This is a genomic window from Mucilaginibacter sp. CAU 1740, from assembly GCF_039839285.1.
In the GTDB taxonomy this organism is placed as follows: Bacteria; Bacteroidota; Bacteroidia; order Sphingobacteriales; family Sphingobacteriaceae; genus Mucilaginibacter.
On record NZ_JBDOQS010000013.1, the window covers coordinates 173848 to 188538 of the forward strand.

The 14691-nt window shown below is 43.4% G+C and carries 16 protein-coding genes; 12 read left to right on the top strand and 4 right to left on the bottom strand.

All coding sequences use genetic code 11. The annotated features are described in order from the left end of the window. Nucleotides 1–5 precede the first annotated feature (5 nt). A complete protein-coding gene (locus AAFN85_RS24765) occupies nt 6–467 on the bottom strand; it encodes a DUF4019 domain-containing protein (RefSeq protein ID WP_347530459.1) in 462 nt (153 codons plus the stop codon). Nucleotides 468–587: 120 nt separating this feature from the next. Between AAFN85_RS24765 and AAFN85_RS24770 the strand changes: the two genes are divergently transcribed. Then, entirely contained in the window at nt 588–1079 is a 492-nt protein-coding gene (locus tag AAFN85_RS24770; protein WP_347530460.1) for a cytidine deaminase, read from the top strand. Beyond that, nucleotides 1079–1738, top strand: a complete 660-nt coding sequence (locus tag AAFN85_RS24775; RefSeq protein ID WP_347530461.1) for a GDSL-type esterase/lipase family protein — start codon at nt 1079–1081, stop codon at nt 1736–1738. Before AAFN85_RS24770 ends, AAFN85_RS24775 begins: the two co-directional genes overlap by 1 nt. Nucleotides 1739–2004: 266 nt before the next feature. Here AAFN85_RS24775 and AAFN85_RS24780 read toward each other — a convergent pair whose 3' ends face one another. Then, nucleotides 2005–2433: a nuclear transport factor 2 family protein gene (locus tag AAFN85_RS24780; RefSeq protein WP_347530462.1), complete on the bottom strand. Its 429-nt coding sequence runs from the start codon at nt 2431–2433 to the stop codon at nt 2005–2007. Nucleotides 2434–2613: 180 nt separating this feature from the next. On the opposite strand from AAFN85_RS24780, the gene AAFN85_RS24785 reads away from it, so the two are divergent. From AAFN85_RS24785 to AAFN85_RS24815, 7 genes are all read left to right on the top strand, one after another. Further along, nucleotides 2614–3126 (top strand): YdeI/OmpD-associated family protein, encoded by a 513-nt coding sequence (locus AAFN85_RS24785; RefSeq protein ID WP_347530463.1) that lies wholly within the window; start codon nt 2614–2616, stop codon nt 3124–3126. Nucleotides 3127–3140: 14 nt separating this feature from the next. Next, nucleotides 3141–3476, top strand: a complete 336-nt coding sequence (locus tag AAFN85_RS24790; RefSeq protein ID WP_347530464.1) for a winged helix-turn-helix domain-containing protein — start codon at nt 3141–3143, stop codon at nt 3474–3476. Between the two features lie 117 nt (nt 3477–3593). Next, nucleotides 3594–5600 (top strand): TonB-dependent receptor plug domain-containing protein, encoded by a 2007-nt coding sequence (locus AAFN85_RS24795; protein ID WP_347530465.1) that lies wholly within the window; start codon nt 3594–3596, stop codon nt 5598–5600. Nucleotides 5601–5734: 134 nt separating this feature from the next. Beyond that, the gene (locus AAFN85_RS24800; RefSeq protein ID WP_347530466.1) at nt 5735–6874 is read left to right on the top strand and encodes a cytochrome c peroxidase; all 1140 of its coding nucleotides are present in this window, start codon (nt 5735–5737) and stop codon (nt 6872–6874) included. A 13-nt stretch (nt 6875–6887) separates the two neighbouring features. Continuing rightward, nucleotides 6888–7382, top strand: coding sequence for a molybdopterin-dependent oxidoreductase (locus tag AAFN85_RS24805; RefSeq protein WP_347530467.1), 495 nt, complete (start codon nt 6888–6890; stop codon nt 7380–7382). A gap of 25 nt (nt 7383–7407) precedes the next feature. Continuing rightward, nucleotides 7408–8376 (top strand): hypothetical protein, encoded by a 969-nt coding sequence (locus AAFN85_RS24810; protein ID WP_347530468.1) that lies wholly within the window; start codon nt 7408–7410, stop codon nt 8374–8376. 60 nt (nt 8377–8436) lie between these two features. Next, nucleotides 8437–8892 (top strand): hypothetical protein, encoded by a 456-nt coding sequence (locus AAFN85_RS24815; protein ID WP_347530469.1) that lies wholly within the window; start codon nt 8437–8439, stop codon nt 8890–8892. A gap of 49 nt (nt 8893–8941) precedes the next feature. Here the strand turns inward: AAFN85_RS24815 and AAFN85_RS24820 are convergent, their stop codons facing one another. Together AAFN85_RS24820 and AAFN85_RS24825 are read right to left on the bottom strand one after the other, a co-directional pair. Beyond that, complete coding sequence (locus AAFN85_RS24820; RefSeq protein WP_347530470.1) at nt 8942–9652, bottom strand: DUF6193 family natural product biosynthesis protein; 711 nt, start codon at nt 9650–9652, stop codon at nt 8942–8944. 85 nt (nt 9653–9737) lie between these two features. Further along, nucleotides 9738–10496 carry a hypothetical protein gene (locus AAFN85_RS24825; RefSeq protein WP_347530471.1) on the bottom strand — a complete coding sequence of 253 codons (759 nt, stop codon included), beginning with the start codon at nt 10494–10496 and terminating at the stop codon, nt 9738–9740. A 173-nt stretch (nt 10497–10669) separates the two neighbouring features. Here AAFN85_RS24825 and AAFN85_RS24830 point away from each other — a divergent pair, with 173 nt between their 5' ends. Genes AAFN85_RS24830 through hutU form a run of 3 tightly spaced genes read left to right on the top strand, consistent with a single transcriptional unit; the run spans nt 10670 to nt 14383 of the window. Beyond that, complete coding sequence (locus AAFN85_RS24830) at nt 10670–11176, top strand: MarR family winged helix-turn-helix transcriptional regulator (RefSeq protein ID WP_347530472.1); 507 nt, start codon at nt 10670–10672, stop codon at nt 11174–11176. Then, nucleotides 11173–12732 carry a histidine ammonia-lyase gene (gene hutH / locus AAFN85_RS24835; RefSeq protein ID WP_347530473.1) on the top strand — a complete coding sequence of 520 codons (1560 nt, stop codon included), beginning with the start codon at nt 11173–11175 and terminating at the stop codon, nt 12730–12732. The genes AAFN85_RS24830 and hutH overlap by 4 nt, the downstream gene beginning before the upstream one ends. Beyond that, the gene (gene hutU / locus AAFN85_RS24840; RefSeq protein WP_347530474.1) at nt 12710–14383 is read left to right on the top strand and encodes a urocanate hydratase; all 1674 of its coding nucleotides are present in this window, start codon (nt 12710–12712) and stop codon (nt 14381–14383) included. Before hutH ends, hutU begins: the two co-directional genes overlap by 23 nt. Nucleotides 14384–14691 lie beyond the last annotated feature (308 nt).

Sequence of the window (14691 nt, forward strand, 5' to 3'; positions counted from 1 at the left end):
CTGGTTTATTTAAAAAGACCTTCTGAGTTAACATTATAAGCAACGATTTTTATCGAACCATCTTTTTCTCGCATCAAGCGTATAGATTCAACTGCCTGGTATTTGCTATGCTTTGTTTTGTAAGCAAAAACATACTCGGCAGATGGATCAGAGCCTTCAACTCTGCGCGTTTCCCAGTTATCTACAGTTGCCGAATTTAGTTCACCAAGTTTTTTTTCTGACATGGTATATATCTCAAGCATTTTGCTTTTGGGAGTTACAGTCCAAAACTTGTCGCTGTAAAGTTTAAATGTGTCATTATATTTCTTTGCCTTTATTAGTTCGAAAAATTTGTTGGTTACCTTTTCGGCAGCCTGTTTGTCGTCTTCGCGATTAATGTATGTGCTGTTGAATTTGCATCCGCTTAGCGTGATAAGGCATGCCAATATTGCCAGGCAAATGGACTTGAAAAATTTAAAAGTTCGCATGTTAATGTGAATAAGTTTAGATTAAAAAGAATATCTAATTAAGGGTTCAGAAAAAGACATATTTCCTGTAAAAATTTCTTATCTTGTATCCCCCGATTTTTTAACATCGGTGGATAATATATGATAAGCCACGAAATTAAAATAGCCTTCGACGAATATGAATCGTTGGCCGATCTAAATAAAGATGATCACGATTTGTGCCTCGAAGCGCAGAAAGCATTAAAAAACTCTCACTCGCCATACTCAAAATTCCGTGTAGGTGCCGCCCTGCGTTTAAAAAGCGGGAAGATACTTTACGGAAGTAACCAGGAAAATGTAGCCTACCCATCGGGCCTTTGCGCCGAACGTGTGGCTTTGTTTAATTGGGGCGCTAATCACCCGGATGATCCAATTGAGGCCATGGCGATAACCGCGCACTCGGATGACTTCCCTATTGTCAAACCCATTACATCGTGCGGATCATGCCTGCAGGTATTGGCCGAATGCGAAAAGCAGCAAAATCAATCAATAAAAATTATATTGCATGCCGAAAACGGTCCGATATGGATCATTAAAGGCATTGAAAATCAATTGCCGTTTTTATTTTTTGAAGAACGCATAGCTACCCCGTAATGAAAAACAAACTTTTTTTATTGTTCATCGGCCTATTAATAAGCGCCGGTGCATTTGCCCAGCAGGGTTTTCCGTTTGATAACGAGATCCGCGCATTTAAACACCAGGACAGTATCAGTTTTCCGCAAAAAAATGGCATCCTGTTTATCGGCAGCTCATCCATCCGCAAGTGGACGGATCTGGAACAGCGTTATGCCGGTAAACCAATTATCAGACGTGGAGTTGGTGGCTGCGAACTTTGGCAAATAGCCGACTACTATACCCCATACATTCTGTTCCCATATCAGCCCCGCAAAATTTTTATTTATGCAGGCGAAAATGATATCGCTGCCGGGAAATCGGCACAGGATGTTTTAACCGCATTTACCAAACTTTGGGAAATGATCCATGAGAAGTTGCCCAAAGCCGAGGTTTATTTTATGTCGATAAAGCCAAGCCCCGTGCGTGCTAAATATTATGATGTGGTTTATGCAGCTAATGATTTGGTAAAAAACTATCTGAAAGATAAACCACACAGTCATTACGTTGATCTTGTTCCATCTACCTACAAACCGGGAACAACTCAGCCCGATTCGAGCTTGTTTAATAATGACTATTTGCATTTGAATAGCAAAGGTTATGATAAATGGCAGAAGGTGCTTAACCCGTTGGTGAAGTAAGAGTTGGCGTACGCGGCACCTATGGAGCCGGGAAGACGGTCTTTATTTTTACTATAGGCACGTAACTTCTACGGAGTACTTTGCAAGCTTTTAATACTCCGTAGGAGTTACGTGTTTATAGCCAGCGAGTTCCAATCTTCTAAGGCTCCATAGGAGCCACGTATCAACAAGCAGTCAATAAAAACTCAATCGCTATAAAATAAAAAGGCCCCGCAACCAACGGGGCCTTTACCTACTTACATATTAAACACTAAACTAAAACTTGCTTATTTAAAAACGCTGTACACGTTTGTGATTTTCCAACCGCTACCGGTGTTGGTAATGGTTACATAGTTGCTGCGGGTAAAAGTGCTGTATTTCATATCTACTTTTACTACTGCAAGGTCATTGTTGCTTTCAACTACCGATGTGCTGGTAATGCAATCCTGCTCGGTATTTTTGGTTGATTTTAATTGATCAACTACTTCTGTTTTACCGAAGCTTAATACTGTAGTACCACGAAGCATGCTGAATTTTGCCGACTGGTCAACTACCTCGCTAAAGCCGCTCAGTTTGCCGCGGGTCATGGCATCGATATAAGTGTTGATCGCGAAATTTTTGGTAAGGTTTTCTCCATCTATTTTATTTGCTGCTTTTGCGGCGGTGCCTGCTACTAATAAAGCTAAGCCAAGCATAAGTGATTTTAAAGTTTTCATATTGTTGTTGTTTTTAAGGTTTTTAAATTCTAAATTTCAAATTGTTTTTATACTCATAAGACATCGCCAACTATCATTCCGTTACAGCCGAATGAGTTAATTTGAGTGATTTAACAAACATTTAACATTTTCGCATATTTTTTAGCGATTACGACAGTAATATGCCGTTAAATAATACTTATGGTTGATTTTACCACCATTATATTACGATTTGCCGAGCAGGGCGAGAAAACAGGCTGGACCTATATCGACATCCCGGCCGATATTGCACAGGAAATGAAGCCCGGAAATAAGAAATCATTCCGTGTAAGAGGTAAGCTCGATGAGTTAGAAGTGGGCGGCATGGCCTTAATGCCCATGGGCGAAGGCAATTTTATATTAGCGATTAAGCGCGAGATCTGCAAAAGTCTGCACAAAAGCCGCGGCTCTATCCTGAGGGTACGCCTGGAACCTGATGATGATTTTAAATTCACTATCCCCGCCGATCTGCAGGAGTGCCTGGAGTACGAACCCGAGGGCAATGATTTTTTTATGAGCCTTGCCGAAAGTCACCGCGGATATTTTATTAAATGGATAGATAGCGCTAAAGCTGAAACAACTCGTGCTAACCGGATTGCCAATACAGTAAACGCCATGGTGCGCCGGATGGACTATGCGCAAATGTTGAGAGAGCAGAAAAAATTGAGAGAGTAATTATACCAATACTAATGGATATCCCACCATTTAAACTAAACGGCCGCGTTTGGATAGAAATAGGCGACGAAAAAGTTTTAGGCCATGGCCGGGTTGAATTGTTGGAGCGCATCCATGCTTCGGGTTCTATCAGGCAGGCGGCCCTGCAAATGAAAATGTCGTACAAGCAGGCCTGGGATTTGGTTAATCATATCAACAGTGGCTTCAAGCAACCACTTGTAATTTCAAAAAGAGGAGGCAAGGGAGGGGGAGTAGCTATTGTTACGCCCTTCGGGCTTGAAGTTATCTCGGAATTTAAGTCAATTCAACAAAAGTTTTTTGATTTTTTGAGCGAAAACGGTAAAAAATAAAACGATTTCATGTTTTTGTTATCAAAATAATCGCAATTGATTCAAATTTATATGGATTTGTAAATTCTGTTTTGCATTTTTACGTTATACTTTTAAAAATATAACGTAAATCATTTCATGAAAAAACATTTACTCTATTTTTCTTTATTTTTTATTACGCTGGTCATGTTTAATGCCGGTAAAGTTTCGGGGCAGACCTCAGATACGGGCAAAAGGGTATTTAACCTTGGCCAGGTAAATATTATTGGTATAAAAGATAGTGTACGGTCAAGTAAATTAAGCGCCCGTACATTAAGCCTCTATAACAGGTACGATGTTTCACACGCGTTAAGCCTGTTGCCGGGTGTTACGCTTACAGCCGTTGGTCCGCGTAATGAGTCGGCTATTAACGTGCGTGGTTTTGATATCAGGCAGGTGCCGGTTTATTTAGATGGTGTACCCTTGTATGTACCTTATGATGGTTATGTTGATTTGGCCAGATATAATACTTTTAACCTGTCGGAGATCAATGTATCCAAAGGGTATTCATCAGTATTGTTTGGCCCCAATGCCGAAGGCGGTGCTATCAACCTCATCAGCCGGAAGCCGGTTAACCCTTTCGAACTTAATGCTGTTGCCGGTTACCTGAACGGTGGTTACAGGCTCAATACCAATATCGGCGGCAGCCTTGGTAAATTTTATTACCAGGTATCGGCCTCGCAGTTAAAGCGCGATTATTTCCCGTTATCGTCAAAATTTACTCCTGTTAAAAATGAAGATGGCGGTCACCGGGATAATTCATACAGTAATGATATCGATCTGAGCGGTAAAATAGGTTTTACGCCAACTGCATCGCAAGAGTATGCCGTAGGCTATACTTATCACCGAGGTAAAAAAGGTACACCGGTTTACGCAGGCGACGATACCCAGAACTCCTTATTTAAAAGCCCACGTTACTGGAAATGGCCAAACTGGGATACCCGCGGTTTGTACCTGTTAAGTAATAACAAACTGAACAGCACTAACGTGATTAAAACCCGCTGGTATTACGATCAGTTTAAAAACGAGATAGATAGTTACGATAACGCATCATACAATACCATCACCAAGCCTTACGCTTTCAGGAGTATTTATGATGATTACACTTTGGGCGGTAACGTAACTTTCGAAAATACTGATCTCAAAAACAACAACTTTAGCGTGGTAGCCCAATACAAACAGGATGTACACCGCGAACACAACATTGGCGAGCCAACCCGCCGCGATGCCGATAATAACTTTTATGTAGGTGCCGAAGATACCTACCATATTACCTCGGCATTAAAAGTGAACGCCGGTGTTGCCTATAACGACAGGCGCAGCACGCAAGCCCAGCAATATACTAGCGGCAATATCAGCGATCTGCCTGCCAATAGCAACGGTGCCTGGAATGTGCAGGGCTTAATTCAGTACGATTTTGATAACGCCAACGCCCTCAGTTTTTCGGTAGCCCGCAAAACAAGGTTTGCTACTATTAAAGATCGCTACTCGTACAAGTTTGGTACAGCCATCCCTAATCCTGACCTAAAAGCCGAAAACGCCCTGAATTATGACTTGAGTTACCACTCGCTCATCGGCGGTAAATTATCAGTGCAGGCATCAGGCTTTTACAGCAAGATCAACAACAGCATCCAAACGGTGAATAATGTAGCGGTTGATCCGGTGACCAAAGTAAACCAATCGCAAGTGCAAAACGTTGGTAGGGCCGAGTACTATGGTGCCGAACTGGCGGTTGGTTATCCTATTATACCGCAATTAAGATTTGATGCGAATTATACTTTAATAGTGCGTAACAACCTTTCCGCTCCGCAGATCCATTTTACCGATGTGCCGAAAAATAAGGTATTCGCATCGTTGCAATACGCGCCGCTTGCCAAATTGTATATCCTGGCCTCGGAAGAGTATAATTCTAACCGCTACAGTACCAGCTACGGCACCATATCGCACGAATTTTATTTAACTAATGTAAAAGCACATTTTACCCTGGTTAAAGGTTTTGCTATTGAAGGCGGGGTAAACAATTTGTTCGACAGGAATTATACCCTCGTTGAAGGCTACCCCGAAATGGGCCGGAATTACTTTGCCAACGTGATTTATAACTACTAATTTTAGGAAGGGTTTAGTAAACGAATTAAAAATACTACTCGTCATTGCGAGGTACGAAGCAATCCCCGACTGTACAGATCCATTCTGCCAATTCCGGATTGCTTTGTACTTCGCGATGGCGTTTTGTAAAAAAGATGAAAAATAATCACGCACATAATAAGCTATTATTCTTCTCCTTGAAAGGAAAAGCTTTGCCTGTGCTATGTCTTTTGCTCATCGTTGTGGCACTCTCCGCCTACACCAACACTGATCCCATTATCCCCACCGGAGAATATAAACTTGTTTATCCCGCCAACTTCGGGAATCGCATCAACGTTCCGGCCGATAACCCCACAACGCAACAGGGAGTTTATTTAGGCCGTTTACTTTTTTACGAAAAGAAACTATCCGCAACAAATACCATATCCTGCGGAAGCTGCCACCAGCAATCAAAAGCTTTTACCGATGGCAGAGCTTTAAGCATGGGGATAAATAACCAGCTGGCTACACGAAACTCTATGTCGTTGGCCAACCTGTTATGGGCACGTAAGTTTTTTTGGGATGGAAGGGCCAACGGACTGGAAGAGCAGGCCACGTTTCCGCTAACCAATCCGCACGAAATGGGCCAGGCCATCGGGGTATCGGTGAAAAAACTAAGCAATACTAAACTATACCCCGGTCTGTTTAAAATTGTATATGGCGATAGCACCATAACAGGTGAGCGTATTGTAAAAGCAATATCCCAGTTTGAACGTACACTGATCTCAGCCAACTCACGGTACGATCAGTATTTAAGCGGCTACTATAAACCAACCGCAGATGAACTTAAAGGTATGGAACTGTTTAACCGCGGACCAGATCCTGAAAAAGGCATCCGCGGAGCGAACTGCACCCACTGCCATGGCGGCCCTAAAACCTATCTCGAACTGTTCCATAACAACGGCCTCGATAGTGTTTCGAAAGATGAAGGTATGGCCGAGTTTACGGGGCTGATCACTGATAGGGGGCGTTTTAAAGTGCCGACCCTGCGCAACATAGCTTTAACCGCACCTTATATGCACGATGGCCGTTTTAAAACGCTTGACGAAGTAATCGATCACTACAGTGAACATATTAAACAATCAGTATCATTGAGCGCTTTTTTGCAAAATGAATCGAATATAACGGGCGGTCGATCATTAAAACTGTTGCCTAAAGAAAAAAAGCAATTAATAGCCTTTTTGAATATGCTTACCGATGATACCTTTATAACCGATAAGCGCTTTGCAGATCCTCATCTAACAACAAAAAATTAAACATTATAAAAAAATGAAAAAATACGCCCTCATATTTTTCTTGCTTATAAGCGGCATCGCAACCCAAGCCCAAACCACAGCTAAAGAAGCAGTGGTAAAAGTAAGCGGCGAAGTAACTACCCCACTAACCATCACCCCTGCCGATCTGCAGCAATACAAACAGACGACTGTTACCCGTAAAGACCGGGATGGCAAAGATCATACCTACTCGGGCGTTACATTATCTGATATCCTCATCAAGGCTGGTGTTACTTTAGGTGCCGACCTGCGAGGCGAAAACCTGGCCAAATATCTTTTGGTTGAAGCCAGCGATGGCTACCAGGTACTTTTCGGTCTGGCCGAACTGGATAAAGGTTTTACGGACAGGACTATTATTTTGGCCGATAAAATTGATGGGCAACCATTAGCCCCTGCTGATGGGCCTTTCCGTATTATTGTTCAGGACGAGAAGAAACCGGCACGTTGTGTTAAACAGGTTACTGCTTTGAAGGTGATGTTTGCAAAGTAATCACGTTGCGAATTATTGATTATAAATGGAACACAAAACAATTATAGCAAACTATATCACAACTATCTCCTGGTTTGATGGTACCATTATAGATTGGGTGCATGCCGGACGGCAATACTCCATGGATGGAACTAATATAGATCGTTTTAGGGATTCTTATGCTTATAGTTTTGATGGGGCCATAACCTCTGCCAATGGAGAGTATGCTTTTATTTACCAAAAACTTGGTACCAAAGGTTTGTTACTGAAAAATGGCGATCTGCTGCGCGAGATCAACCGATCATATTATTGCGCCAACGTTTATGAGTATCCTGCTGCCTTTATTACTGTTAACGATATAACTTACCTAATACATTGCCCTATTGAGTATTGCCGACTTGATTTTGAGAATGTGGAAACAGGCGAGATCATCACCAATATATCGAACCGTGACCCGTTGGATTTTTTCCACTCAAGGTTAGAAGTAAGCCCGTCGGGTAAATTTTTAATAAGTAAAGGTTGGTTTTGGCACCCCTTGGATGACATCTTCATTTTTGATATTGACGAGTGTTTAAATAATCCGCTTCTGCTTGATAAACCGAAGTTGCGTCATAACTCATATACCGAAATTTGTACTGCAAGTTTTATCAGCGATTACAAAGTACTTATTGGCTCATCGGATGAAGTTATTGATGACGAGGAAGAACATTTTCCACGGAACCATATCGCTGTTTGGGATATCGAAACAGATACGATCTCTACGCCGGTAAAAGTTGATGTTGAATTTGGGAACCTTTTTGCTATTAATGAGGAACTGGCCTGGGATACATTTAAGTATCCAAAGATCATTAATATCAATACAGGCGAGGTAGTAGATAAAGCCGAATATTTTAATAGCGGAAAGCAACGGTCAAGCATCGTTAGCCGGGAAAACCTGGTCCAGATGGTGTTTGATCCACAAACCAAACAACTTGCAATAGTTGGCAACGAAACTATTGAGGTATTTACGCCCTGATATAATTCAAACCATATCTTTAAGAAGCTTTATATTAGTAGCCTGATCGATCTAAACTTTATGACGCACTACATTCAGGCCGAAGATGAAATTCAATTTCAGGTACAAAGGCCTAAAATTTATACTGTTAAAAGCATTCGTGTAGCCACGTTTTTATTTGGCCCGTTGGCTGCAGGTTACCTGGTATCGCAAAATTATAGGGCCTTTGACCAACGCGATAAGGCTGCTGTTACCTGGGTAATAGCAGGTGTTGTTCTTATGGTGGTTATTTTGGTGGTTTCCCTTACCATTAATATAGAGCGGTTCCCTAAGTTTATTATTCCTTTGGCTTATGCCTGGGGTACTACATTGCTTGTGCAAAATTTGCAGGGGCAACAAATAAATGAGCACATTGCCACCGGTGGCAAAACGTTTACCATATGGCGGGCCTTGCTTGCCGGTTTAATTTGCCTGGTAGCTACCTTACTTATATTGTATACCATAATTATAATAGTGGAGCCGGAAGCTCTTGTATAGTAAAAAAAATCTCTTTTCGTTTGACTTAGGCAACAGAAAATGATGATTTCTATTGGTACCTCAAGGGGACTATCTCCTCCATTTTAGTGGCAAAAAAATCGAGGGCGTCATTAATATCATCGAAAACCTCTACATCTTTTTCGCCGTACGATACCCTAAAGGCTTTTTCATTGGTATGCCAGGAGGGTTCTATATTTAAAAATAAATTCCAGACCTTGCGGATGCTTTCGTCTTTACTAAAACGGAGGGCATAGTGTGAAGTAAAAGGATAAAGGTTTTTAAAAACTCCGTAGTGTTTTGCGGCATTAAGCATTTCTGAATAGCGTGCTTGCCATTCTGGTTTCTTCCAGTATTCAGTATCATTAAATTGCATGTTTTTCACCTTTTCCCAGGCCTTATCAATAGCAGGGTCGGGGTTTTTAAATGAAAAGCTCTTGTAAAGTTCAAGTTCCTGAAACTGATCGCTAATTTCATTCGCATCTTTTAACCTATCTACCCAAAGGTCGATAACTATAGCAAGCCTCTCCAGGCTGTTAAATATTCCGCGCGCAAAACAAATTTCATGTTTGTATTTATCTGTACGTTCGTACAATACAATAGAGTATTGTTGGTTTGTGGCTGCAAACTCTGTACGCATCTGCCTTTCGCCTCCTCTAATAAAAGCATACTGAGCTGGGAAATGGCCGTCATCACATGCGGATAACTTAGTTCTCAATTTTAAATTGTTCAGTTGTTCCTGAAGTTGAATAGTAAGGTTCATTACTTAGCAAAGTTCATTCAAGTATAATGAAAATTGCCGTTAAGCAGATTAGTTTCCACAATGTCGGTCATTAAACATTAATAGCTTATTGCTTTTTTGAAGCCGTTCCCAAAACCTTCTCAAACCTGTCCAGTTCCTTGGCGGTCTTCTGGCCCGGTTTTAAGGCCAATATCCTTTTTATAATGTCCCGCCCTTGTTGTATCTGCTGTTGGCTCCATACCGTTGGATCGGTACGGCTGAGAAAGTATAAGCCATTTATAATACCATCCTGCGATAAAGTTGAAATATTTTCCGTGCTGTAAAAATTTAGGATCTGGGTAATGGCCTCGGGCGAAGATGCATACTTTTTCTCTAATTCACCAACAGCGCTGATCCTCGCTGCCGAATTGGAGGTATCTACTTTTGATATCAGCGAAGCAAGTTCAGTATTAACTGAGGATGCCTTTAATGCCCGCAGACCGCTTTGCCCAACGCTTTGTAAAACAGTATCGGTGGAGGTTTGCAGGGCCGAGAATAGTTTTTTTGATTCGTTATCATTAAGAGCGAGGGTGATCAAACCAACGGCAAAGTTTTTCCGGCGTACATCGGTGCTGTTCAGATCACCATATAAAGAGTAAACCCACTGGTAACGGGCTACCCGCTCTTTCGATTCTTCTACCTCTGTTGAACGCTCGTTAAGGCTGTTTTCCAATTTATCCAATCGCACCTTGTTGGATGTGGTGTAAACCGTAAGTATGATCGTTATTATCGAACTGATGATACCTATCCAAACAGTAACCGTATTTGAAAATACGGGTTTGGCAGGTGTCTGTTCTTCTGTTTTCTCTTCCGCTTCTTTTTTCATCGGTGCGCCTTGCAAATGGTTGATGTTCAGTTGCTAATTTATCGAAAATGCAAACAGGACAGCTGCGTAAAAACACGCTAAATAAATGAGTGAAAACACGTAGTGACTCATCGTGAATGATCAATGAATAAAATAAAATTTGTAATTATATAAGCACTTATATAAATTGCATCATGAATTTGTATCAAAGCTTAGGGCATTTGGTTTTGGGCAGTCGTTTAAGGCGATTGAGCGAAGCGTTTTTGTCTGAAATTAATAAGGCCTACCAAACGGTGGGTATCGATTTTGATGCCAGTTGGTTTCCTGTGTTTTACCTGTTATCAAAAAATGATGCTTTGTCTATTAAAGAATTGAGTGAGCAGATAGAAGTATCGCACCCGGCGGCAAGCCAATTGATCACCAACTTGAAGAAAAAAGGTTTGGTAAGTACCGATACCTGTGCCGATGATGGCCGCAGGCAATTGGTCACACTTACAGCTGAAGGTCGGGATTTGCTTAAACAGATTATGCCTGTTTGGGAAGCTATCAGCCAATCGATGGCCGAATTGGTGGGTGTCGACGAAACCATTAAACAATTACTCCCGGCCATAAGCGCGCTCGAAAATGCGTTCCGCCAAACTAAACTGGCCGATAATATCGTTCAAAAATTAAACACCAATTTAAAACCAGCCGGACAATGAAAAGTACATTTAATTACGGCACCGATCATCTTACCATAGGTATTTGCCTGGACATAGCCGCAGGCAAAACCAAAGGCATCATCAATAATGAAGCCGCTGAAATGATCAGAGCCTCGTGGGGAGAGGTGAAAAAGATAGTGCATGACCAGCATCCGGTTTACGGTATCAATACAGGCTTTGGTCCGTTGTGCGATACGCGGATTTCGGAAGAAGATACCAGCCTGTTACAAAGCAATATCCTGAAAAGCCACAGTGTAGGCGTGGGGAAACCCATCCCGCAGGAAGTTGCCAAGCTCATGATGATTACCAAAGTGCATGCATTGGCACAGGGTTATTCGGGTATCGCATTAAGTACGCTCGAAAGGATCATCTGGCATATCGATAATGATATCGTTCCCGTTGTTCCGGAGAAAGGTTCGGTAGGGGCTTCCGGAGATTTGGCTCCTTTATCGCATTTGTTTTTGCCTTTAATAGGTTTGGGTGAGGTATTTGAGAAAGATGAAAGATTGCCTGCCGGAAAGGTGTTGAATAAACATGGCCTGAAACCTTTATCGCTTGGCCCCAAAGAAGGTCTTGCTTTAATTAACGGTACTCAGTTTATTCTCTCATTCGCCATAAAAGCAGTGCAACGATTGGATGATGCGTTGAACCGAGCGGACCTGATCGGGGCTATGTCGTTAGAAGGACTGATGGGTTCTATCCGCCCTTTTGATGAGCGTTTGCATAACATCCGCCCGTTTAAAGGAACACGGATGGTAGCCCACCGGTTATTCACTTTGTTAGATGGGTCAGAGATCAACTCATCGCATATTAATTGCGATAGGGTGCAGGATCCATATTCCTTGCGTTGCATGCCGCAGGTACACGGCGCATCGCGCAATGCCTGGCTGCATTTGAAAGAACTCACTGAGATTGAACTTAACTCGGTAACCGATAACCCTGTTATTTTTAATGCCGATGATACCATCAGCGGCGGTAACTTCCACGGACAGCCATTGGCTTTACCGCTCGATTACGCCACAATCGCCGCTGCCGAAATTGGCAACATTGCCGACAGGCGCTGCTACCTCATGAGCGAAGGCCGCTACGGTTTGCCGAAACTGCTTACACACGATGCCGGGCTAAACTCAGGTCTGATGATTCCGCAATACACCACGGCAGCTCTCGTTACCGAAAATAAAACCCTCTGCTTCCCGGCCAGTGCCGATAGCGTACCTACTTCGCTGGGGCAGGAAGACCATGTATCCATGGGTTCCATCAGTGGGCGCAAATTGCACCAGGTAATTGATAATATCGAATACATCCAGGCTATCGAACTGCTTTACGCTACCCAGGCTATGGATTTCCGCAGGCCGCTAAAATCAACCCCGGTTATCGAAGCCTGCCATCAATTGGTACGCCAACACGTTGATTTTATACAGGACGACCGTGTTTTTGCTGATGATATCAACAGCTTATATAAATTAATTACCGACGGCTCGCTGCTCAAAATAGCTAACGAGGCCGCTATTGCTCACCAAATAGATCTAAATCATGACGAGTTCGGAATTTATTAAAACTTACGCCAACCACCCGGTGTACAAAGCGCCTCGTGGTATGCAGCTACATGCCAAAAGCTGGCAAACCGAAGCCCCGCTCCGGATGTTGCTTAATAACCTCGACGGCCAGGTAGCCGAAAATCCTGATGAACTGGTTGTTTACGGTGGTATAGGTCAGGCAGCCCGAAACCCGGAAGCATTGCGCAAAATAATTGAGTTGTTGTTGGAACTGGATGAGCATCATTCATTGCTGATCCAATCGGGCAAACCGGTGGGCATTATCCGCAGCCATCCCGAAGCGCCGCGGGTTTTAATAGCCAATAGCAACCTGGTACCCGCATGGGCCAACTGGGAACATTTTAATGAGCTGCGCGAAAAAGGCCTGATGATGTACGGCCAGATGACAGCCGGGAGTTGGATCTATATAGGAACACAAGGCATTTTGCAAGGTACCTACGAAACCTTTGTAGAATGCGGCAACCAACATTTTAATGGTGACTTAACCGGAAAGCTAATTATAAGTGCCGGTTTAGGCGGAATGGGCGGCGCTCAACCATTAGCTGCAACTATGGCAGGCGGCGTATTTTTAGGTGCCGATATAGATGCATCACGTATTCAAAAACGGGTTGATACCAAATACATCGACCGGATGACGGATTCGTACGATGAAGCCATCACTTGGGTAAAAGAGGCCATCGCCAAAAAGGAAACACTTTCGGTAGGCTTGGTGAGCGATGCCGGTGACCTACTCGAAAAGCTACTAAAAGATAATATTATCCCTGATGTGCTTACCGATCAAACCTCGGCACACGATCCCTTAAATGGTTATATCCCTAACGGTTTGTCATTAACGGAAGCCGCCGATTTGCGGAAGAGTGATCCGATAGAGTATAAACGACTGTCGTTAAAAAGTATGGCGAGACACGTTGGCCTGATGCTGGAATTACAAAACAAAGGCGCTGTAACTTTTGATTATGGGAACAACCTGCGCGAGTTTGCACGCCAGGGCGGCGAGGCCGATGCTTTTAATTTCCCCGGCTTTACACCGGCTTATATCCGCCCGTTGTTTTGCGAGGGGAAGGGGCCGTTCAGGTGGGTGACATTATCTGGAGATCCGGAAGATATTTATACTACCGATCAGGCGCTGATCGATGCCTTCCCCGAAAATAAACCTTTAATTACCTGGCTTAAAAAAGCACGTGAAAAAATCGCCTTCCAAGGCCTGCCTGCCCGCATTTGCTGGCTGGGTATGGGCGAGCGTGAAAAAGCCGGGTTGATATTTAACGAACTGGTACGTACCGGTAAAGTAAAAGGCCCGATAGTGATAGGCAGGGATCATTTGGATTGTGGATCGGTAGCATCGCCGAACCGGGAAACCGAGGCGATGCTGGATGGATCGGACGCGGTATCAGATTGGCCGCTGCTTAACCTGATGGCCAACGCCTCGGGCGGCGCAACCTGGATCTCGTTCCATCATGGCGGTGGGGTAGGTATGGGTTACTCGCAACACGCCGGTATGGTGGTATTGGCAGATGGCTCCGAGCGGGCAGCAACTTGCCTAAAGCGGGTATTGTACAATGACCCGGCCACGGGCATTTTCAGGCATACCGATGCCGGCTATGATAAGGCCGCTGAGTGGGGGGATAAGTTTGGATTAAAGGTTTGGTAACCGAATTATAATACCACAAATAAAAACCACGTCATTGCGAGGTACGAAGCAATCCCCGATAAGCAGAGTGGCTATGCAAGTTCGCCCTGTATAGTTTGGGATTGCTTCGTTCCTACCCATGACAAGTTTAAATTGGGTGTCATGCTGAGCCTGTCGAAGCATGGTGGGTAGGGCCTCTGCGCACGACTCTTCGACAAGCTCAGAGTGACAGGCCTGCCAGCAAATGTCATATCTCCTTCAGAGGCCTCGGCTTTTATTACTCGCAATGACGGGTAGGAAATAACTTAGCGGCTTAAGACTTACGAAGT

What these genes read in the sequence shown, in the direction of transcription:
- AAFN85_RS24765 (WP_347530459.1), bottom strand. Translation starts at nt 467, where the DNA reads ATGCGAACTTTTAAATTTTTCAAGTCCATTTGCCTGGCAATATTGGCA.
- AAFN85_RS24770 (WP_347530460.1), top strand. Translation starts at nt 588, where the DNA reads ATGATAAGCCACGAAATTAAAATAGCCTTCGACGAATATGAATCGTTG.
- AAFN85_RS24775 (WP_347530461.1), top strand. Translation starts at nt 1,079, where the DNA reads ATGAAAAACAAACTTTTTTTATTGTTCATCGGCCTATTAATAAGCGCC.
- AAFN85_RS24780 (WP_347530462.1), bottom strand. Translation starts at nt 2,433, where the DNA reads ATGAAAACTTTAAAATCACTTATGCTTGGCTTAGCTTTATTAGTAGCA.
- AAFN85_RS24785 (WP_347530463.1), top strand. Translation starts at nt 2,614, where the DNA reads ATGGTTGATTTTACCACCATTATATTACGATTTGCCGAGCAGGGCGAG.
- AAFN85_RS24790 (WP_347530464.1), top strand. Translation starts at nt 3,141, where the DNA reads ATGGATATCCCACCATTTAAACTAAACGGCCGCGTTTGGATAGAAATA.
- AAFN85_RS24795 (WP_347530465.1), top strand. Translation starts at nt 3,594, where the DNA reads ATGAAAAAACATTTACTCTATTTTTCTTTATTTTTTATTACGCTGGTC.
- AAFN85_RS24800 (WP_347530466.1), top strand. Translation starts at nt 5,735, where the DNA reads ATGAAAAATAATCACGCACATAATAAGCTATTATTCTTCTCCTTGAAA.
- AAFN85_RS24805 (WP_347530467.1), top strand. Translation starts at nt 6,888, where the DNA reads ATGAAAAAATACGCCCTCATATTTTTCTTGCTTATAAGCGGCATCGCA.
- AAFN85_RS24810 (WP_347530468.1), top strand. Translation starts at nt 7,408, where the DNA reads ATGGAACACAAAACAATTATAGCAAACTATATCACAACTATCTCCTGG.
- AAFN85_RS24815 (WP_347530469.1), top strand. Translation starts at nt 8,437, where the DNA reads ATGACGCACTACATTCAGGCCGAAGATGAAATTCAATTTCAGGTACAA.
- AAFN85_RS24820 (WP_347530470.1), bottom strand. Translation starts at nt 9,652, where the DNA reads ATGAACCTTACTATTCAACTTCAGGAACAACTGAACAATTTAAAATTG.
- AAFN85_RS24825 (WP_347530471.1), bottom strand. Translation starts at nt 10,496, where the DNA reads ATGAAAAAAGAAGCGGAAGAGAAAACAGAAGAACAGACACCTGCCAAA.
- AAFN85_RS24830 (WP_347530472.1), top strand. Translation starts at nt 10,670, where the DNA reads ATGAATTTGTATCAAAGCTTAGGGCATTTGGTTTTGGGCAGTCGTTTA.
- hutH (WP_347530473.1), top strand. Translation starts at nt 11,173, where the DNA reads ATGAAAAGTACATTTAATTACGGCACCGATCATCTTACCATAGGTATT.
- hutU (WP_347530474.1), top strand. Translation starts at nt 12,710, where the DNA reads ATGACGAGTTCGGAATTTATTAAAACTTACGCCAACCACCCGGTGTAC.